At 68.5% G+C, this 15,728-nt stretch carries 14 protein-coding genes and 2 pseudogenes; 8 read left to right on the forward strand and 8 right to left on the reverse strand.

The genetic code is table 11. The annotated features are described in order from the left end of the window. Nucleotides 1-399: 399 nt before the first annotated feature. The 3 genes from tnpA (at nucleotide 400) to tnpC (L7N97_RS29075) (ending at nucleotide 2,932) form a co-directional block, all read left to right on the forward strand. The gene (gene tnpA / locus L7N97_RS29065; RefSeq protein WP_237482848.1) at nucleotides 400-816 is read left to right on the forward strand and encodes an IS66-like element accessory protein TnpA; all 417 of its coding nucleotides are present in this window, start codon (nucleotides 400-402) and stop codon (nucleotides 814-816) included. After that, nucleotides 813-1,160 carry an IS66 family insertion sequence element accessory protein TnpB gene (gene tnpB / locus L7N97_RS29070; protein WP_237482850.1) on the forward strand — a complete coding sequence of 116 codons (348 nt, stop codon included), beginning with the start codon at nucleotides 813-815 and terminating at the stop codon, nucleotides 1,158-1,160. Before tnpA ends, tnpB begins: the two co-directional genes overlap by 4 nt. Before the next feature lie 74 nt (nucleotides 1,161-1,234). Beyond that, nucleotides 1,235-2,932 (forward strand): IS66 family transposase, encoded by a 1,698-nt coding sequence (tnpC, locus tag L7N97_RS29075; protein WP_237482852.1) that lies wholly within the window; start codon nucleotides 1,235-1,237, stop codon nucleotides 2,930-2,932. Between the two features lie 333 nt (nucleotides 2,933-3,265). Here tnpC (L7N97_RS29075) and L7N97_RS29080 read toward each other — a convergent pair whose 3' ends face one another. Further along, on the reverse strand, nucleotides 3,266-3,919 hold the full coding sequence (locus L7N97_RS29080) for a recombinase family protein (protein WP_237482854.1): 654 nt from the start codon (nucleotides 3,917-3,919) through the stop codon (nucleotides 3,266-3,268). A gap of 290 nt (nucleotides 3,920-4,209) precedes the next feature. Here L7N97_RS29080 and L7N97_RS29085 point away from each other — a divergent pair, with 290 nt between their 5' ends. The 3 genes from L7N97_RS29085 (at nucleotide 4,210) to L7N97_RS29095 (ending at nucleotide 6,420) form a co-directional block, all read left to right on the forward strand. Then, nucleotides 4,210-4,932 (forward strand): Crp/Fnr family transcriptional regulator, encoded by a 723-nt coding sequence (locus L7N97_RS29085; RefSeq protein ID WP_237482856.1) that lies wholly within the window; start codon nucleotides 4,210-4,212, stop codon nucleotides 4,930-4,932. Nucleotides 4,933-5,067: 135 nt separating this feature from the next. Further along, complete coding sequence (locus L7N97_RS29090) at nucleotides 5,068-5,334, forward strand: DUF6894 family protein (protein WP_237482858.1); 267 nt, start codon at nucleotides 5,068-5,070, stop codon at nucleotides 5,332-5,334. Nucleotides 5,335-6,210: 876 nt separating this feature from the next. Continuing rightward, the gene (locus L7N97_RS29095; protein ID WP_237482859.1) at nucleotides 6,211-6,420 is read left to right on the forward strand and encodes a cold-shock protein; all 210 of its coding nucleotides are present in this window, start codon (nucleotides 6,211-6,213) and stop codon (nucleotides 6,418-6,420) included. 125 nt (nucleotides 6,421-6,545) lie between these two features. On the opposite strand, the gene L7N97_RS29100 is transcribed toward L7N97_RS29095, so the two are convergent. Next, a complete protein-coding gene (locus L7N97_RS29100) occupies nucleotides 6,546-6,722 on the reverse strand; it encodes a hypothetical protein (protein ID WP_237482861.1) in 177 nt (58 codons plus the stop codon). Between the two features lie 209 nt (nucleotides 6,723-6,931). On the opposite strand from L7N97_RS29100, the gene L7N97_RS30645 reads away from it, so the two are divergent. After that, entirely contained in the window at nucleotides 6,932-7,084 is a 153-nt protein-coding gene (locus tag L7N97_RS30645; protein ID WP_428981073.1) for an SWIB/MDM2 domain-containing protein, read from the forward strand. 314 nt (nucleotides 7,085-7,398) lie between these two features. Here the strand turns inward: L7N97_RS30645 and L7N97_RS29105 are convergent, their stop codons facing one another. The 5 genes and pseudogenes from L7N97_RS29105 to tnpC (L7N97_RS29125) form a co-directional block, all read right to left on the reverse strand. Then, on the reverse strand, nucleotides 7,399-8,457 hold the full coding sequence (locus L7N97_RS29105; RefSeq protein ID WP_237482862.1) for an ISL3 family transposase: 1,059 nt from the start codon (nucleotides 8,455-8,457) through the stop codon (nucleotides 7,399-7,401). Next, nucleotides 8,406-8,996, reverse strand: coding sequence for a transposase family protein (locus L7N97_RS29110; RefSeq protein ID WP_237482865.1), 591 nt, complete (start codon nucleotides 8,994-8,996; stop codon nucleotides 8,406-8,408). Before L7N97_RS29110 ends, L7N97_RS29105 begins: the two co-directional genes overlap by 52 nt. Nucleotides 8,997-9,162: 166 nt before the next feature. Next, complete coding sequence (gene istB, locus L7N97_RS29115) at nucleotides 9,163-9,975, reverse strand: IS21-like element helper ATPase IstB (RefSeq protein ID WP_237482867.1); 813 nt, start codon at nucleotides 9,973-9,975, stop codon at nucleotides 9,163-9,165. Continuing rightward, complete coding sequence (gene istA, locus L7N97_RS29120; protein ID WP_428981072.1) at nucleotides 9,972-11,486, reverse strand: IS21 family transposase; 1,515 nt, start codon at nucleotides 11,484-11,486, stop codon at nucleotides 9,972-9,974. Before istA ends, istB begins: the two co-directional genes overlap by 4 nt. A 393-nt stretch (nucleotides 11,487-11,879) precedes the next feature. After that, nucleotides 11,880-12,494: pseudogene (tnpC, locus tag L7N97_RS29125) on the reverse strand (IS66 family transposase); the annotation flags it as partial. Between the two features lie 685 nt (nucleotides 12,495-13,179). Here tnpC (L7N97_RS29125) and ltrA point away from each other — a divergent pair. Then, the gene (gene ltrA / locus L7N97_RS29130; protein WP_237482870.1) at nucleotides 13,180-14,421 is read left to right on the forward strand and encodes a group II intron reverse transcriptase/maturase; all 1,242 of its coding nucleotides are present in this window, start codon (nucleotides 13,180-13,182) and stop codon (nucleotides 14,419-14,421) included. Between the two features lie 88 nt (nucleotides 14,422-14,509). On the opposite strand, the pseudogene tnpC (L7N97_RS29135) reads toward ltrA, so the two are convergent. Further along, nucleotides 14,510-15,592 (reverse strand): annotated as a pseudogene (tnpC, locus tag L7N97_RS29135) (IS66 family transposase); the annotation flags it as partial. Between the last annotated feature and the right edge of the window lie 136 nt (nucleotides 15,593-15,728).

Genomic DNA, 15,728 nt, shown 5'->3' on the forward strand with positions numbered 1-15,728 from the left:
ACGGGGAGGTAGCGATCGCCCTGGAGAGAGGCCGGCTGCACTCGGGGCGATGACGAAGCCGGGATCGTCTTGGGGGCCGGGCAGCGTTACCCGCTGTATCTGCCAGCCCCTCCCAGGCTGCGCGCCGTCGCTGACGCGTCCGATGGGGTCGGCGTGAAATGGGGCTGTCTCGGACCGCGGAAGTCAGCTGCACTGTTGCGCCAAGCCGAATATCGTTTTGAGCGAAGTCAGGACCTGGTGAACTCGGGTCGCCAGGATCGCCGACGACTGGCTCCCAAGCCGCGCATCCTCCATCCCTGGCCACACCAGCGCTTTGTTGTCGAACACCCGAGGTGGCAGCGTATGCCTGCGGCGAGGGCCGCCTTGTGAGAGGGGCCGTCGACGATCGAGACTGCGCGTATGGACAGCCATACGCACAGTCTCCTGCCTGAACGTCTCGAGGTCATCGAGATCGGGCGCCGCCGTCGCTGGTCGGAGGAGGAGAAGCTCCGCATCGTGACGGAGTGCCTGGAGGCGCCGCGGCTGGTGTCGGCGACGGCGCGTCGTCACGGCATCACGCGGTCGCAGTTGATGGCATGGCGCCGAGCGTTGAAAGTCGAGCGTGTCGCTCCCGAGCCGGCTCCGGCCTTTGTGCCCGCCGTCCTGGTGCCCGAGCCGGCGGCGAAGAGCGAGCCGGCGCCACGCCGGAGGAGGCCGCGGCAGGCCGTGCAGGGCCGCATGGTGATCGAGGTGGGGCGGGGGCGTCGCGTGGTGGTGGACGGCGCCGTGGACGCGGAAGCGCTCGCCCGCGTGCTCGACGTGCTGGACCGGCGATGATCCCGGTCCCGTCCGCCGCCCGGGTGTGGATCGCGGCCGGCCACACCGACATGCGTCGCGGCATGAACGGCCTAACGCTGCTGGTGCAGGAAGGCCTCAAGCGCGATCCGTTCGCGGGCGACCTGTATGTGTTCCGGGGCCGGCGCGGCGACCTGATCAAGTGCCTGTGGCACGACGGGCTCGGCCTGTCGCTCTACGCCAAGCGCCTGGAACGGGGCCGGTTCGTGTGGCCGTCCATGGCGGGCGACAGCGTGACCATATCTCCCGCGCAGCTTGGATACTTACTCGAAGGGATAGACTGGCGCCACCCACAGCAGACTTGGCGGCCGAGCCGGGCAGGATGAGCCCTGGACTGTTATCAACACTATCGATGCCCATCGATCTGGCGTTACCTGAAGATCTGTGATCGGATCTGCTCATGGCGAAGCGGCCCAAGTCCGAAAAGATCGACGTCGAGGCGCTGCGCGCAGCCCTGGTGGCCGCCGAACTCCGAGCCGACCAGGCCACGGAGCGCGCCGATGAGGCCCGGGCCGCAGCCGATCGCGCCGAGGCCGAGGCGGCCGCGGTGAAGGCGCAGCTGTCGGGCGACGCGGCGCTGATCGCCCACCTGCGGCTGGAGATCGCCAGGCTCAACCGGACCCTCTACGGCCAGCGCTCGGAGCGCACGCAGCGCCTCATCGACCAGTACGAGCTGCAACTCGAGGAGCTCGAGGCCTCGGCGGCCGCCGACGCCCTCGCGGCCGAGAAGGCCGCCGCCAAGGCCGCGATGCCGGCGCCGACGGAGCGTCGCAAGCCTTCGCGCCAGCCTTTCCCGGCCCACCTGCCGCGCGTGCGCGTCGTGGTGCCGGGCCCGGGCGCCTGCCCGTGCTGCGGGGATACGCGCCTGTCGAAGCTGGGCGAGGACGTCACCGAGACGCTGGAGGTGGTGCCGCGGAGCTGGACCGTGATCCAGACCGTGCGCGAACGCTTCTCCTGCCGCGCCTGCGAGAGCATCACCCAGCCGCCCGCGCCCTTCCACGCCGTGCCGCGCGCATGGGCTGGGCCGAGCCTGCTCGCCATGGTGCTGTTCGAGAAGTACGGCCAGCACCAGCCGCTGAACCGGCAGGCCGAGCGCTACGCCCGCGAAGGCGTTCCCCCCAGCCTGTCGACGCTGGCCGGTCAGGTGGGCGCCTGCGCGGCGGTGTTGGAGCCGCTGTTCCGGCTCATCGCGGCCCACGTCATGACGGCGGGGCGCCTGCACGGCGACGACACCACAGTGCCGGTGCTGGCCAAGGGCAAGACCAGCACGGGCCGCGTGTGGGTCTACGTGCGCGACGACCGGCCCTTCGGCGGCGCCGATCCCCCGGCGGCCCTGTTCCACTTCTCGCCCGACCGCCGGGGCGAGCACCCACAGGCGCATCTGGCGAACTGGACCGGGGTGCTGCAAGCCGACGCCTACGGGGGCTATGGCAGGCTCTACGAGGGCGGGCGCAAGCCTGCGCCGATCACCGAGGCCGCGTGCTGGGCTCACGCGCGGCGCAAATTCTTCGAGATCGCCGACATCGAGGCCGCGGCGCGCCAGAGGGCCAGGAAGAAGGTGGCGGTGATCGCGCCGCTGGCGCTCGAAGCCGTGCGACGCATGGACGAGCTATTCGCCATCGAGCGCGAGGTGAACGGCCGTCCTGCAGCCGAGCGGCTGGCCGTGAGACGCGAACGCTCCGCGCCCATCGTGACGGCCTTGGAGGGCTGGATGCGCACCGAGCGCGCCCGCGTGCCGCGGGGCTCCGAGGTAGCGAAGGCGATGGACTACATGCTGGAGCGCTGGCCGTCCTTCGCCCGCTTCCTCGACGACGGGCGCGTGTGCATGACGAACAATGCCTCGGAGCGGGCCCTGCGCGGCTTGGCCCTCGGCCGCAAGGCGTGGCTGTTCGCCGGCTCGGATCGCGGCGGCCAGCGGGCGGCGTTCTTCAACAGCCTGATCGTGACCGCCAAGCTGAACGACGTCGACCCGCAGGCCTGGCTGGCCGACGTGCTCGGCCGCATCGCGTCCCACCCGGCCCAGAGCCTCGGAGAGCTGCTGCCGTGGAACTGGCGGCCCATCCCGACCGAAACGCCGAGCCTCGACGCCGCGGCCTGACCCAGGCCTCCCCGACCCGCAATCACGGCGCTGCGAAACCCGCAAGCGCCATTTCCGCGGCCCTCGGCGTAGGCGTACGCCTGTCGCTCGGCGACCGCTGCTGCTTGGCCCTGGCCAAGCGTGAAGGCCGGCCCGTCCTCACTGCGGAGCGGCGCTGGCCGCTCATCGCTGAGGCTGCAGGGGTTGTGGTCGAACTGATCCGATGAGGGCTCGGCGGCCGCGAGAGGAGAGGCCTGTCGCAGAACACGTTGCGAAACGCTTCCCTTTCACGACAGACTTTTGCGACACCCTCTCTCCTCGACGTGGCCCCGGCTCGGGGCGGTGTCGCAGAACTTAGGAATTGTGCGACACATCGGCGGCAGGCCGGTCCTCCATGGTGGCGTTCAGGCGCTTCCTCACCTTCGCGATCGTGCCCTTGCTGCAGCGGAAGGTGTCCTGGATCTGCTGCCAGGATGAGCCAGTCCGCAGCATGGTGGCGATGCCCTCGTTTCGGGCCGCATTCTCGCGCCGGCCCTTGTAGGTGCCGGCCGCCTTCGCCTTGGCGGTACCCTCGGTGTGCCGCCGGCGGCGGTCCTCGTAGTCCTTGCGCGCGACCGCGGCCAGGACGTCGAGCAGCATGGCGTTCACGGCGGCTAGCATGCGGGCCGTGAAGTGGTCGGCCGGGGCGGTGACGGTCCACGACGTCGGCAGGTCGAGGGCGACGATGCGGAGCTGCTTGGCTTCGATCTCGGCCCGCAGCTGGCGCCAGTCGGGCTCGGTGAGGCGCGACAGCCGGTCGACCTGCTCGATCAGGAGCACGTCGCCGGGATGGCAGTCGGCCAGCAGGCGGAACAGCTCCGGCCGCGCCAGCTTCGCCCCGTTCTCGTTCTCGACGTAGCGAGTCGCGATGGCCAGACCGTGGTCCTCCGCAAAGGCATCGAGGCAGGCCCGGGCGCGATGCGCATCCTGCTCGGCGGTCGAGGCTCGGAGGTAAGCGCGCACGAACATGGACCACCGCTCCATTTAAGGTGGTCTACTATGAAAAGTCTGTTTTGGTTTGTCAAGCGCCGGTATGGTAGACTCACGCCGAAACGGTTCGCTTGAGGCATACCTAAACGGAGCCATCTCACAGTTGAATTCCTTATTTTCTGGGTTCGGTGCAGCGCCTAAATAGGTGTCATAGATTTTTGCCGGCCGCATGCTGACCGCAGTACGAGCGTGACGGGTTGATCCACATAAACTGAAGATATTATCGTGCGGCAATATCAGGAGCAAAGGTTGCCGTGTAGAACCGTACCATGGTGAACCGTTTCGTGGTCAAGCTTCGTGAGTTCGTCGAACTCACCGACAAAGAATGCAAGACGCTTGCGCGGGTGACCAGCAATCCTCGCGACTACAAACCGCGTCAGGATCTCATCCGCGAGGGCGATCAGCCCGGCCCTGTGTTCGTCATGCTGGAGGGGTGGGCTTTTCGCTACAAGGTGCTCCCTAACGGATCGCGTCAGATCATGGCCTTCATGATGCCGGGCGATGCCTGCGATCTCAACGTCGGCATGTTGGCGACCATGGATCACAGCATCCAAACAGCCACATCCGCTCAGGTTGCAACGATCTCGCGTCAGGTCATGGACGAGATGATGGATGCTCATTCCGGTATAGCTCGGGCCATGTACATCGCGCAGCTCGTCGACGAGAGCACGTTGCGTGCCTGGATCGTCAGCCTCGGCCGGCGCAGCAGCGCCGAGCGGGCAGCGCACCTGCTACTCGAACTCCATATCCGCGCCGTGCGCACCGGCGTAGCGGGCCAGGACGGCATGGAATTGCCCCTCTCTCAGCAGATCCTAGCGGACGCACTTGGGATGAGCACCGTGCACATCAACAGGGTGCTTCAGGAGCTGCGTCAATCGGGAGCCATCGCGTTGCAACGAGGGGTCCTGCACATTCGAGATGCGGCGGCGCTGACCAAATTTTCAGGGTTCGACGAAGGATATCTGCATCGGCGGTTACAGAAGCAGGGATGATGCTGCATTCCTATAACATTAACTGGAGATATTGTTTTCTGTTCACATCGTGGTACGAGAGGTCATCGTCGGCTCGATGTCCGGGGCGCTGGCGGCTGTGAGCTCATAGCTTGCGCCTCGCATGAGGCCGAGCCTATGCCGCTGTTCTCCATCCAACTTCGCAACTCGGAGTTTTACGCTCGCGACGACGAGGCCGAGCATGACAGCGCGGAGGCGGCGCTCGCTGCCGGTGTGTATAGTGCCATGCGCATGGCGACTGACGAGATTGCCCGTGGTTGCCGCAACGCGGCAATCGAAGTCATAGTCGAGCAGGACGATGGTGCGCCCTTGCTCAACTCTGTGGTGGCGATCTCTGTGTCACCTTTGATTGTGGCAGATAGACCGATCTTTAGGTATCTATGATTGGTCAGCTTTTAAGCTTTCTGAGATATAGCTCGTTGCTACGACGACGTGGCCACGTCGGGCAGTCATCGACGATCCCGGTAGTTCGCTTGAGGTGTACCCAAACCGAACCGGCTGGAGCCGCAATCTGACCGAGCCAAAGTCCGTCCGTCTCGGAAGCTAAACGATGCCCCAGCGAGACGCCATGCCCCGTTGAGGTATACCCACACGAGACTGCGCGAAACGCATGGCCCTCCGTGGCCCCGGCACCGATCCTGCTACGCTCCCGACATGCTGATGCGGGTCCCGCCGGACAGGACGCCCGAACAACCGCCGCGCTAGTGGCGCGACGCGGACGGTATCCTCGTCGCCCTGTTGATGTGCACGCTCCTGCTCGCCGCATTGATCGTCGCCTACGCCCTGTCGCTCGGTTGATCGACGGGCGGGGGGCACGTTCGTCGCCCCGTGATCGCCCGCATGCGCCGCTCGGCCCGCCGGAGCTCGGCCGCGTAGATCCGCGACGCGGCCCCCGGAGTGCCCGGCCACTACCAGAGCGCGGCCGAGGTGCATCACCGCCGCGACCCGCAGTCTTTCGAGCAACAGCCGTGCGGCCATTAGGACGAGGCTGGGCGCCCACCATACGAGGCAGGACGCCAGAGCGACCCACCACACCGCTCCTACGAGGACGTCGCGGGAATGAAGTGCAACTCCCTTGACTTCCGGTCGAATGGGGCCCAAGTCTAAATCATCGATCTTAGGCTGTTCGTTTAAGCCATCGTGCGGTGATGCCCCAGCACCCCGTACACGCTGATGACCTCTCCCTAGTACTCTCGATATCACCTCGCTCGACGCATCTGCGTTCGAGCGATCATCTACGCATGGGAACAGGAGTTCATCATGGCTAACGGCACAGTAAAGTGGTTCAACGCCACCAAAGGTTTCGGCTTCATCCAGCCCGACGATGGTAATCAGGACGTGTTCGTGCACATCTCCGCTGTCGAGCGGGCCGGCATGACCAACCTGTCGGAAGGTCAGAAGCTCAGCTTCGAGCTGACCAAGGACACCAGGTCCGGCAAGATGTCTGCGGACAAGCTCCAGGCCGAGTGACGTTGAGATCGTCCTTCCAGTCGCGGCGACCACGGATGTACTGGCGCCGCTGATCGAAGGACGATCGTCGAAGGTGAAGGGTCGGAGCGCTGCTTCGGCCCTTTTGCTCGTGGGCAGGGCGCGGCTCACGACGCTTTCCCGCCGAACGCCGCCACCTCACGCGCGAACGCCTCGCCGAGGTCGTCGTCGGCATAGGGGTCGGTGGCGACGTGGTCCGCCACCCATGAGGAGTTCGCCCGTAACCCCGGCAGCGTGCGGGCCGGCGTCTCTGCGATCTCCCGCTCGATCTCGCGCAGGACCACGACCGCCCCGCGCCTGGCTTGATCCGCTGCGGCGAACCCCGTGCGGACGTTGACCTCATGGCGCTCTGCGCACCAGCGGTCATGCGCCTCGATGATCTCCCGCCGCCGAGCCTCGGCCTCGGGCGTCCACTGCGCGGTGAACGTGGACGTCCGCAGCCATTCGACCCCGCGGCGAATGTATCGGCGCTCCCCCTCGTCCCCGATCGGGTCTGTGGGACTACATCCGCGCCCATGACCTGCAGGACCCGGCCGACAAGCGCGGGATCATCGCGGACGCCACGCTGCGGCCCATCTTCGGCGCCGAGCGGATTACGATGTTCGAACTTGCCAAGGTCATCGGCCCGCACCTCACCGCGGCGTGACAACAGGTTCGCACCCTCACATGCGGGCATGCTCGCATGTGAGCTGACTTCGGCACCCTCGCCGAGGTTGACGGCGCCGGGCTCCAGCCCCAGGCCACTCGCGCATGTTCACATGCACCCATGACGCCACGCGATCATTGGGCCATGCGAGGGAGCCACCATGCGAACGATCGCACTTGTGAACCAGAAGGGCGGGTGCGGTAATACCACGCTGGCGCTGCACCTCGCCGCCGTGTAGCGCGGCAATCTGGGGCTCTTCCGCACTTTCGGTGCAGGCGGAGCGGGTTATCGCATTGGCGGCGATGCCTCGTTCTTCACGCGGCCAGCATTCTGGCTCGGAGAACATCGTAGCCGGCGCGGCCGTACATGGAGCGCTTGAGCGTCTTCAGTCGGTTGATGTGTCCCTCGACCGGGCTCGTGCTCCAGGGCCCGGTGATGGCGGCCGCCACGGCCGCCTTGTCGCGCGCCACCCCCGTCGCCAGCCCGCTCAGGTCGCTCTCGGTCGCTGACGCGATCCAGGCGTCGAGGCCCGACGCATCGCCGCCCCGAACCAGGGCCGCAAACCTCCGCGCCAGGATGGAGGCGGTCGCCAGCGCGGGTTCAGCCGCCGTCAAGCGCTCCACGTACGATCGCTCGGCCGCCGTCAGGTCGTCGCGCTCGCACCCGAGCAGCCATGCGCACCGCCGCCGCGACGGCCGGGGCGCGGCGGACGGCATCGCAGCGGTTTCGGAGCTGCCAAACGGGTCGGCGCTCCGGAGCGGGGCCGCCCAGCGGGCGAGCGTCGCGAAGCTGCCCTTGTAGCCGTCGGCCACGATCTCCCGCCATAGCTGCCTCGTGTTCCGGCAACCCTCGCGCCAGCGGCGGTCGAGATAGGGGCGGAACGGATCGACGAGGCTCGCCACCGGAGGCCGGCGATGCTCCGGCTCGCCCCCGGCTGCCAGCCATCGCTCGACGGCGCGCTGGCTCATGCCGACTTCACGGGCGATCCGGCGCGGGGGCATGCCGTCGGCCTGCAGCTTGCTGATCGCGGCATAGCTCTCGGCGCGGGCCTGTCGGCGCTCGTTCCTCAACTCGTCGATGCCTGGATGGCACACCGGCACCTTGTGCAGACCCGGTTGCTCGGGCCTGCTTCGCTCGATGCCGCCCGCGGCCGACACGGCGCCGCGATGCCGGCCCACGGCGGCCCGGAGCGCGTCACCGAGGTTGTGGAGCAGGTGCCAGCGGTCGGCCGCCTGCGTGGCCCGGGGAGCGCCGTCCCGAATGGCCCGGGCGAAGACCGTGGCGCGGTCGCGCGCGATGACCGCCACGCCCGGATGTCGCTTCAGCCACGCCGACACGGTGCCGGCCTCGCGGTCGGGCAGGAGGTCCAGCACGCGCCCTTCTCGAGATCACATAGGATGGTGCCGTAGGTCTGGCCGCGCTTCCAGGCCCACTCGTCGATGCCGATCACGCGCAGCGCTTCGGGCGCCTCCCAACGGGCGCTGCGGATCAGCCGCAGCAGCGTGTCGCCGCTCACCGGCATCGCGAGACGGTGGGCCAGGCGCGATCCCGGCTCGCCGCCGACGGCCAGACCGATGTAGCGCTGGATGTCGCCGAGGCGTTGTGACCGCCGCGCACGAGGAGCGGCGACCAAGGGCAGCCGCTCAGCAAAAACCCGGCGCGGACAGTCGACCGTGGTGCAGCGGAAGCGCCGCGCCCGCACATGGATGGCGACGGGCCGCCCCTGGTGAGGCAGGTCGGCGAGAGTGCGGGTGTAATGCGAGTGTGTCCGGGACGAAGACCGCCCGCAAGCTGGGCAGGCTGCCCGGGTAGCACTCGGGTGCGTGGTGACGATGACGCGCTCGGGACCCGTGACGACACGGTCGACGACGAGGCCGGCGGGAATGAGGGGCAGAAGACGCTTGGACACCATCAAAGATAGGTTGTCGCCGTCACCTTGCAATCAGAGTGACGCCTGGGCTGCACCGAAAGTGCGGAAGAGCCCAATCTGGATGAGACTGATCGTGTCGCGGCGGTGGTCATCATGGCGGTGTTTGTCGCCGTAGTTCAAGCTGTTTCGGGGGGTGTGTCGCGGCGCGTCAATCAGCTGAGGTCTTGATTGTCGCGCGGGTCGGCGGTCGTCCCGGACCGCGCTTGCGCTCCAACGCGACACGCCGACGGTAGCTTTCGACGTTCATCTCGAAGATGGTGGCATGATGGACGAGCCTGTCCACTGCGGCGAGCGTCATGGTCGGGTCAGGAAATACCTTGTTCCACTCGCCGAAGGGCTGGTTGGCGGTGATCAACATGGACCGACGCTCGTAACGCGCGCCGATCAACTCGAACAATACACTGGTTTCGGCCTGATCCTTGGTGACGTAGGCGAAGTCGTCGAGGATGAGCAGGTCGAACCGGTCGAGCTTGTTGATCGCCGCTTCGAGGCCGAGATCGCGCCGTGCCACCTGCAGCTTCTGCACGAGGTCGGTGGTGCGGGTGAACAGCACCTTCCAGCCGCTCTCCACCAGGGCCAGGCCGATCGCCGCCGCGAGATGGCTCTTGCCGCCGCCGGGCGGGCCGAACAGCAGAAGGTTGGCCCCGGTCTTCAGCCAGGCGTCGCCCGCCGCCACCGCGCTCACCTGCGCCTTGGAGATCATCGGCACGGCGTCGAAGTCGAAGCTGTCGAGCGTCTTGCCGGGCGGCAGGCGCGCCTCGACGAGGTGTCGCTCGATGCGCCGGCGGTCGCGCTCCGCCAGTTCGTGCTCGGCCAGGGTGCCCAGGAAGCGGGCCGCCGGCCAGCCCTCCTTGTCGGCGCGGGCCGCGAAGTCCGCCCACATCGCCTTCATGCTCGGCAGGCGCAGCTCGTTCAGCATGATGCCGAGGCGGCCGGCGTCGATGGTCGAGGGCGCGCTCATGCGGCCTCTCCCACGGCGGCCGGGCCGAGCAGGCACTCGTAGCTCGCCAGGGACGCGAGCGCGACAGTGACGCGCGGAACCGAGGACGGGTCGGGGCCGAAGCGGGCCCGCAGCTCGTCGATGTCGGGCAGCAGGCCGGCTTCACGGATCTCGGCCAGGCGGCTCGCCAGTTCGGCCTCGCAACCGCGCTCGTGGGCCAGGGCCAGCAGGGCCACGGTGGTGCGGCAGGCTTCTCGCTCCGGCCGGGCCGCCAGCAGCGCGTCGAAGGCGTGCCGATAGGCCTCGCGCGGGAACAGCTGGTCGCGGTAGACGAGGCCGAGCAGGGCCATCGGCTTGCGCCGCAGCGCGTGGATCACGTGGTGGTAGCTGACGACGCTGTCGTCGCGCCCGTCCGGCCGCGGGCGCCCGCGCGTCAGCGTGGTGACGTGCGTGCCGCCGACGAACACGTCGAGCCGGTCGTCGTAGAGCCGCACCCGCAGCCTGTGGCCGATCAGGCGCGAGGGCACCGAGTAGAACACCTTGCGCAGGCGGAAGCCGCCCGAAGAGGTGACGCGCACCGTCACGTCCTCGTAGTCGCAGGTCCGGCGGTCGGGCAGGCGCTTGAGGTGGGGCCGCTCCGCCTCGATGCGCTTGGCGTTCCGGGCATTGCGGAGCCCGACGATGCCGTCCACGAAGGCCCGGTAGGCCGCAAGGTCGGGGAAGTCGGCCGAGGCGCGCAGCAGCAGGGCGTCGGCGAGCGCGCGCTTGAGGTGGCCGTGTGAACTCTCCACCGCGCCGTTCTCGTGCGCCACGCCGGGGTTGTTGCGCGTGGGCTCCATGCCGTAGTGGGCGCACAGCGCCTCGTAGCGCGCCGTGAGATCCGCCTGCGCGTCGCCGTCGAGGTTGCGGAAGGCCGCCGACAGGCTGTCGGTGCGGTGCTGGAGCGGCGCGCCGCCGAGCAGCCACAGGGCGTTCTGGAGCCCCTCGGCCAGGGCCACGAAGCTTTCGCCGCCCAGGATGACGTGGGCGTGCTCGAAGCCCGAGTAGGCCAGCCGGAAGTGGTACAGGCGGTGCTCCAGCGCCACGCCCGCGACAGTGACGCCGAGATCGGCCATGTCGGTGAAGTCGGACAGGCCGGAGCGGCCCGGCTCGTGGGTCTGGCGGAAGATGACGTCCTGCTCGGGCCCGTTCACGGCGCGCCAGGCGCGGATGCGGCGCTCCAGGGTGCGGCGGATGCCGGTGCCGAGTTCGGGGTGGCGGCGCATCACCTCCTCGAATACCGCGATCGGGCGCAGCCCGGGGGCGGCCTGCAGCATGGGCACCACCACGGCATCGAAGACTTCGCCGAGCGGATCCGGCCGCCGGCGGCCGCGGGGCGCCTTGCTGGTGGAGGGCAGGCGCGCCCTCTTGGCGATCCGATGCGCGGTGGCCTTGCTCATCGAGGCCTTGGCGGCCGCGACGGCCACGGTGTCGGTCTGACGGTGTTGCATGAAGAGCCTCATCTGGTGATCGGTCACGTGGCGGCCGGGCACGAGGACCTCCCTTCCAGACGAGGAAGGGCGCCTCACTGCCGGCCTGTCGCGATCACCATCCCGGCCCCGAAGAGGGCCGTCTCCGCTGTGCCGTTCCCTTCGGTCGAGCTTCGCTCTCCCTCACGGAACGGCACAGCGGCGAGCCTCATCCTGATTGACGCGAAGTCTCACCTTGATCGCCGCTGAACACCGCCGCGTTCTGGCTCGCGGGTGAGGACGTGCTTGTGGTCGACCTCGACCCGCAGGCGTCAGCGACCTAATGGCACGACGCGCGAGAACAACCCATGCCGCACGTCGAGAGGTACGCCTACGGCGAGGGCCGCAGAAACGGTGCTTGCGGGTTTCGTCGCGGCGTGATCGCGGGTCGGGAAGGCCCGGGGCTGAGCGTCGGGGTCAGGCTGCGGCGTCGAGGCTCGCCAAGGCGGCCGAGGTCGGCTTCCAGTTCCACGGCAGCAACTCGGCGAGGCGCTGGGCCGGGTGAGACGCGATGCGGCCGAGCACGTCGGCCAGCCAGGCCTGCGGGTCGACGTCGTTCAGCTTCGCGGTCACGATCAGGCTGTTGAAGAAGGCCGCCCTCTGTCCGCCGCGATCCGAGCCGGCGAACAGCCACGCTTTTCTGCCCAGGGCCAAGCCGCGCAGGGCCCTCTCGGCCGCGTTGTTGCTGAGGCACACGCGCCCGTCGTCGAGGAAGCGGGCAAAGGACGGCCAGCGGTCCAGCATGTAGTCCATGGCCCGGGCCACCTCGGAGCCGCGCGGCAGGCGGGCGCGCTCGGTGCGCATCCAACCTTCCAGAGCCGTCACGATGGGCGCGGAGCGCTCACCCCTCACCGCCAGCCGCTCGGCTGCGGGACAGCGGTTCACCTCGCGCTCGATGGCGAACAGCTCGTCCATGCGCCGCACGGCTTCGAGTGCCAGGGGCGCGATCACCGCTACCTTCTTGCGGGCCCGCCGGCGCGCCGCGGCCTCGATGTCGGCCAGCTCGAAGAATTTCCTGCGCGCGTGGGCCCAGCTTGCGTCAGGGTAAGCCCTGGAAAGGAGGACGGATGTGACCTGAAACCTTTCATCGTGATCCAGAGGGTTCGACACCCTCCCGGTAGAGGCGGAGCCCGCCAGCCGGAAGCGAGTCTTGCATGGGCGGCGGCAACGCCGCTCGTGAAGCGTATACAGCGGGTACTGAAGCCCTGCCGTAAGCCTCGAGATCATGAAAGCGTCGAAGCCTTCGCCGTGTTGGGTGCGGGGGCAGCACCGGGACGGCCGTCATGGTCAGGCCGTCCGGTTCGACCGGGGTCTTGGAGCAGGGCAAAGGTACGGGATGGGTCACCTGGGAACCTGAGAGGTCCCGCCGACACCCGCGTGGAAACCGCCGGAATGGGAGCGCCGGCTCAACAAGGCTCCAGGCCCGGTCGCCGGCTTGGCGACGACCGGGAGCGCTTCGGCGAGCACGAAAAGCCAGGACCATGCGGAAGCCCGAGGCGAAGGCATAAGCCGAAGGCCGAGTGCGGCGGGACGTCGTAGCGGCTTCATAGTACCGCCGAGGGCGGGGAACCGGGCTCACCGGGACCCGCCGGAGGGAAGGGGGCCGCCGCGCGCGATGAACCATTGACGGGAAACACGGGAGAGAACCCTGCGTCTCACAAACCTGTCCACGAAACGACAATGGATAGCCGATCTGGCGAGGACGCATCCCGAGCGGGTGCTGACCTCGCTGCACCACCTGATCGACCTCGACTGGATGGCCGAGGCCTATCGCCTGACGCGCAAGGATGGCGCGCCGGGCATCGACGGTGTGACGGCCAAGGACTACGAGGCGAACCTGGAGGCCAATCTTTCGGACCTCATGGCGCGCATCAAGTCCGGACGCTACGTCGCGCCGCCGGTGCGTCGGCATCTCATCCCCAAGGCGGATGGGTCGATGCGGCCGCTCGGCATCCCGACGTTGGAAGACAAGGTGGCGCAGCGGGCGATCCTCCTGCTGCTGGAGCCGATCTACGAGGCGGAGTTCCTGCCGTGCTCGTACGGCTTCCGGCCGGGACGCTCGGCCCATGATGCCCTGCGCGCTTTGCGCACGGGGTTCATGGAGCAGGGGCTCCGCTGGGTGGTGGATGTCGATATATCGAAATATTTCGACACCATCGACCACGGGCACCTGCGAAGCTTCCTCGACCGGCGAGTCACGGACGGCGTCGTCCGGAGGATGATCGACAAATGGCTGAAGGCAGGGGTGCTCGACAAGGGCGTCCTTCGCCGTACGACGGGAGGCACGCCCCAGGGTGGTGTGATCTCGCCGCTGCTCTCGAACATCTACCTGCATTACGTGCTGGACAGATGGTTCGAGACCGTGGCGCGGCCGCACCTGCGGGGGCGTTGCCTGCTGGTTCGCTACGCCGACGATGCGGTGATGGCGTTCGAGGACCACGCGGCCGGCATCAAGATGCTGGCCGTGCTGGGCAAGCGGTTCGGCCGGTACGGGCTCACGCTCCATCCGACCAAGACCCGCTTCGTGGATTTCCGGTTCCGGCGCCCGCAAGGGTGCCATCCGAGGGCAGCGGGAACGACGTTCGACTTCCTCGGCTTCACCCACGTGTGGGGAAAGTCGCGCAAGGGCAGGAACGTCGTCGCCCAGGTGACGGCCAAGGACCGTTACGCGCGGGCGCTCGCGTCCGTGAACGAGTGGCTCAGGCGAAACCTGCACCGCCCGTTCCGGGAGCAGCATACGCGTCTGTCACGGGTGATCCGGGGACACTGCGCCTACTACGGCATCACCGGCAACGGCCGGCGGATCCGTTGGTATCACAACCAGATCGTACGGGCCTGGAGAAAGTGGCTCGCGCGGCGCGGCCGCCACAGCAACCTGCCGTGGCAGCGCTTCCGAGCCATGCTCGCGCGGTACCCTTTGCCCGCGGCCTTGATCGTCCACAAGTACGCCGCTCCTTGAGCGAACCATGCGCGCGAAGAACCGGATGCGGGAAATCTGCACGTCCGGGTCTGTGAGGGGCGGGGATGGGAACATCCTCGCCTACTCGGCACGCGGCCTCGATGATCGGCGCGGGCTTGCGCCCGCCCTCGTACAGTCTGCCATAGCCCCCGTAGGCGTCGGCCTGCAGCACCCCGGTCCAGCCCGCGAGGTGCGCCTGCGGGTGCTCGCCCCGCCGGTCGGGCGAATAGCGGAACAGGGCCGCCGGGGGATCGGGCCCGCCGAACGGCCGGCCGTCGCGCACGTAGACCCACACGCGCCCCGTGCTGGTCTTGCCCTTGGCCAGCACCGGAACGGTGGTGTCGTCCCCGTGCAGCCGCCCCGCCGCCATGACGTGGGCTTCGATGAGCCGGAACAGGGGATCGAGGGCCGCCGCACAGGTGCCCACCTGGTCGGCCAGCGTCGACAGGCTGAGCGGCACGCCCTCGCGGGCGTAACGCTCGGCCTGGCGGTTCAGCGGCTGGTGCTGGCCGTACTTCTCGAACAGCACCATGGCGAGCAGGCTCGGCCCCGCCCATCCCCGCGGCACGGCGTGGAAGGGCGCCGGCGTCTGGCTGACGCCCTCGCAGGCGCGGCAGGAGAAGCGCTCGCGCACGGTCTGGATCACGGTCCACTGGCGCGGCACCACCTCCAGCGTCTCGGTGACGTCCTCGCCCAGCTTCGACAGACGCGTGTTCCCGCAGCACGGGCAGGCGCCCGGGGCCGGCACCACGACGCGCACGCGCGGCAGGTGGGCCGGGAAGGGCTGGCGCGAGGGCTGGCGTCGTTCCGTCGGCGCCGGCACCGCGGCCTTGGCGGCGGCTCTCTCGGCCGCGAGGGCGTCGGCGGCCGCCGAGGCTTCGAGTTCCTCGAGTTGGAGCTCGTACTGGTCGATGAGGCGCTGCGTGCGCTCCGAGCGCTGCCCGTAGAGCGTGCGGGTGAGCCTGGCGATCTCCAGCCGCAGGTGGGCGATCAGCGCGGCGTCGCCCGACAGCTGCGCCTTCACGGCGGCCGCCTCGGCCTCGGCGCGATCGGCTGCGGCCCGGGCCTCAGCGGCGCGCTCCGTGGCCTGGTCGGCTCGGAGTTCGGCGGTCGCCAGGGGTGCGCGCAGCGCCTCGACGTCGATCTTCTCGGACTTGGGTCGCTTCGCCATGAGCAGAGCCGATCATGGATGCAGATTCCGACGAAGCCGGCCGGGTATTCCGATTTCAAGCCGGCCAGCATTCCAACATGAAGCCGGCCACCGTTCCGATCTGAAGCCGGCCACGGCGATGGCGCCCCGCTGGTCG

Origin of the sequence: Lichenibacterium dinghuense, assembly GCF_021730615.1 — a bacterium.
Taxonomy (GTDB): domain Bacteria; phylum Pseudomonadota; class Alphaproteobacteria; order Rhizobiales; family Beijerinckiaceae; genus Lichenihabitans; species Lichenihabitans dinghuensis.

Bases quoted from the DNA above. Each gene is read 5' to 3' on its own strand.
- istB (WP_237482867.1), bottom strand. From the start codon at position 9,975: ATGAGCGCGCCCTCGACCATCGACGCCGGCCGCCTCGGCATCATGCTG.
- tnpC (WP_237482852.1), top strand. From the start codon at position 1,235: ATGGCGAAGCGGCCCAAGTCCGAAAAGATCGACGTCGAGGCGCTGCGC.
- tnpA (WP_237482848.1), top strand. From the start codon at position 400: ATGGACAGCCATACGCACAGTCTCCTGCCTGAACGTCTCGAGGTCATC.
- L7N97_RS29080 (WP_237482854.1), bottom strand. From the start codon at position 3,919: ATGTTCGTGCGCGCTTACCTCCGAGCCTCGACCGCCGAGCAGGATGCG.
- L7N97_RS29110 (WP_237482865.1), bottom strand. From the start codon at position 8,996: ATGGTGTCCAAGCGTCTTCTGCCCCTCATTCCCGCCGGCCTCGTCGTC.
- L7N97_RS29090 (WP_237482858.1), top strand. From the start codon at position 5,068: ATGCCGCTGTTCTCCATCCAACTTCGCAACTCGGAGTTTTACGCTCGC.
- tnpB (WP_237482850.1), top strand. From the start codon at position 813: ATGATCCCGGTCCCGTCCGCCGCCCGGGTGTGGATCGCGGCCGGCCAC.
- L7N97_RS29095 (WP_237482859.1), top strand. From the start codon at position 6,211: ATGGCTAACGGCACAGTAAAGTGGTTCAACGCCACCAAAGGTTTCGGC.
- L7N97_RS29085 (WP_237482856.1), top strand. From the start codon at position 4,210: ATGGTGAACCGTTTCGTGGTCAAGCTTCGTGAGTTCGTCGAACTCACC.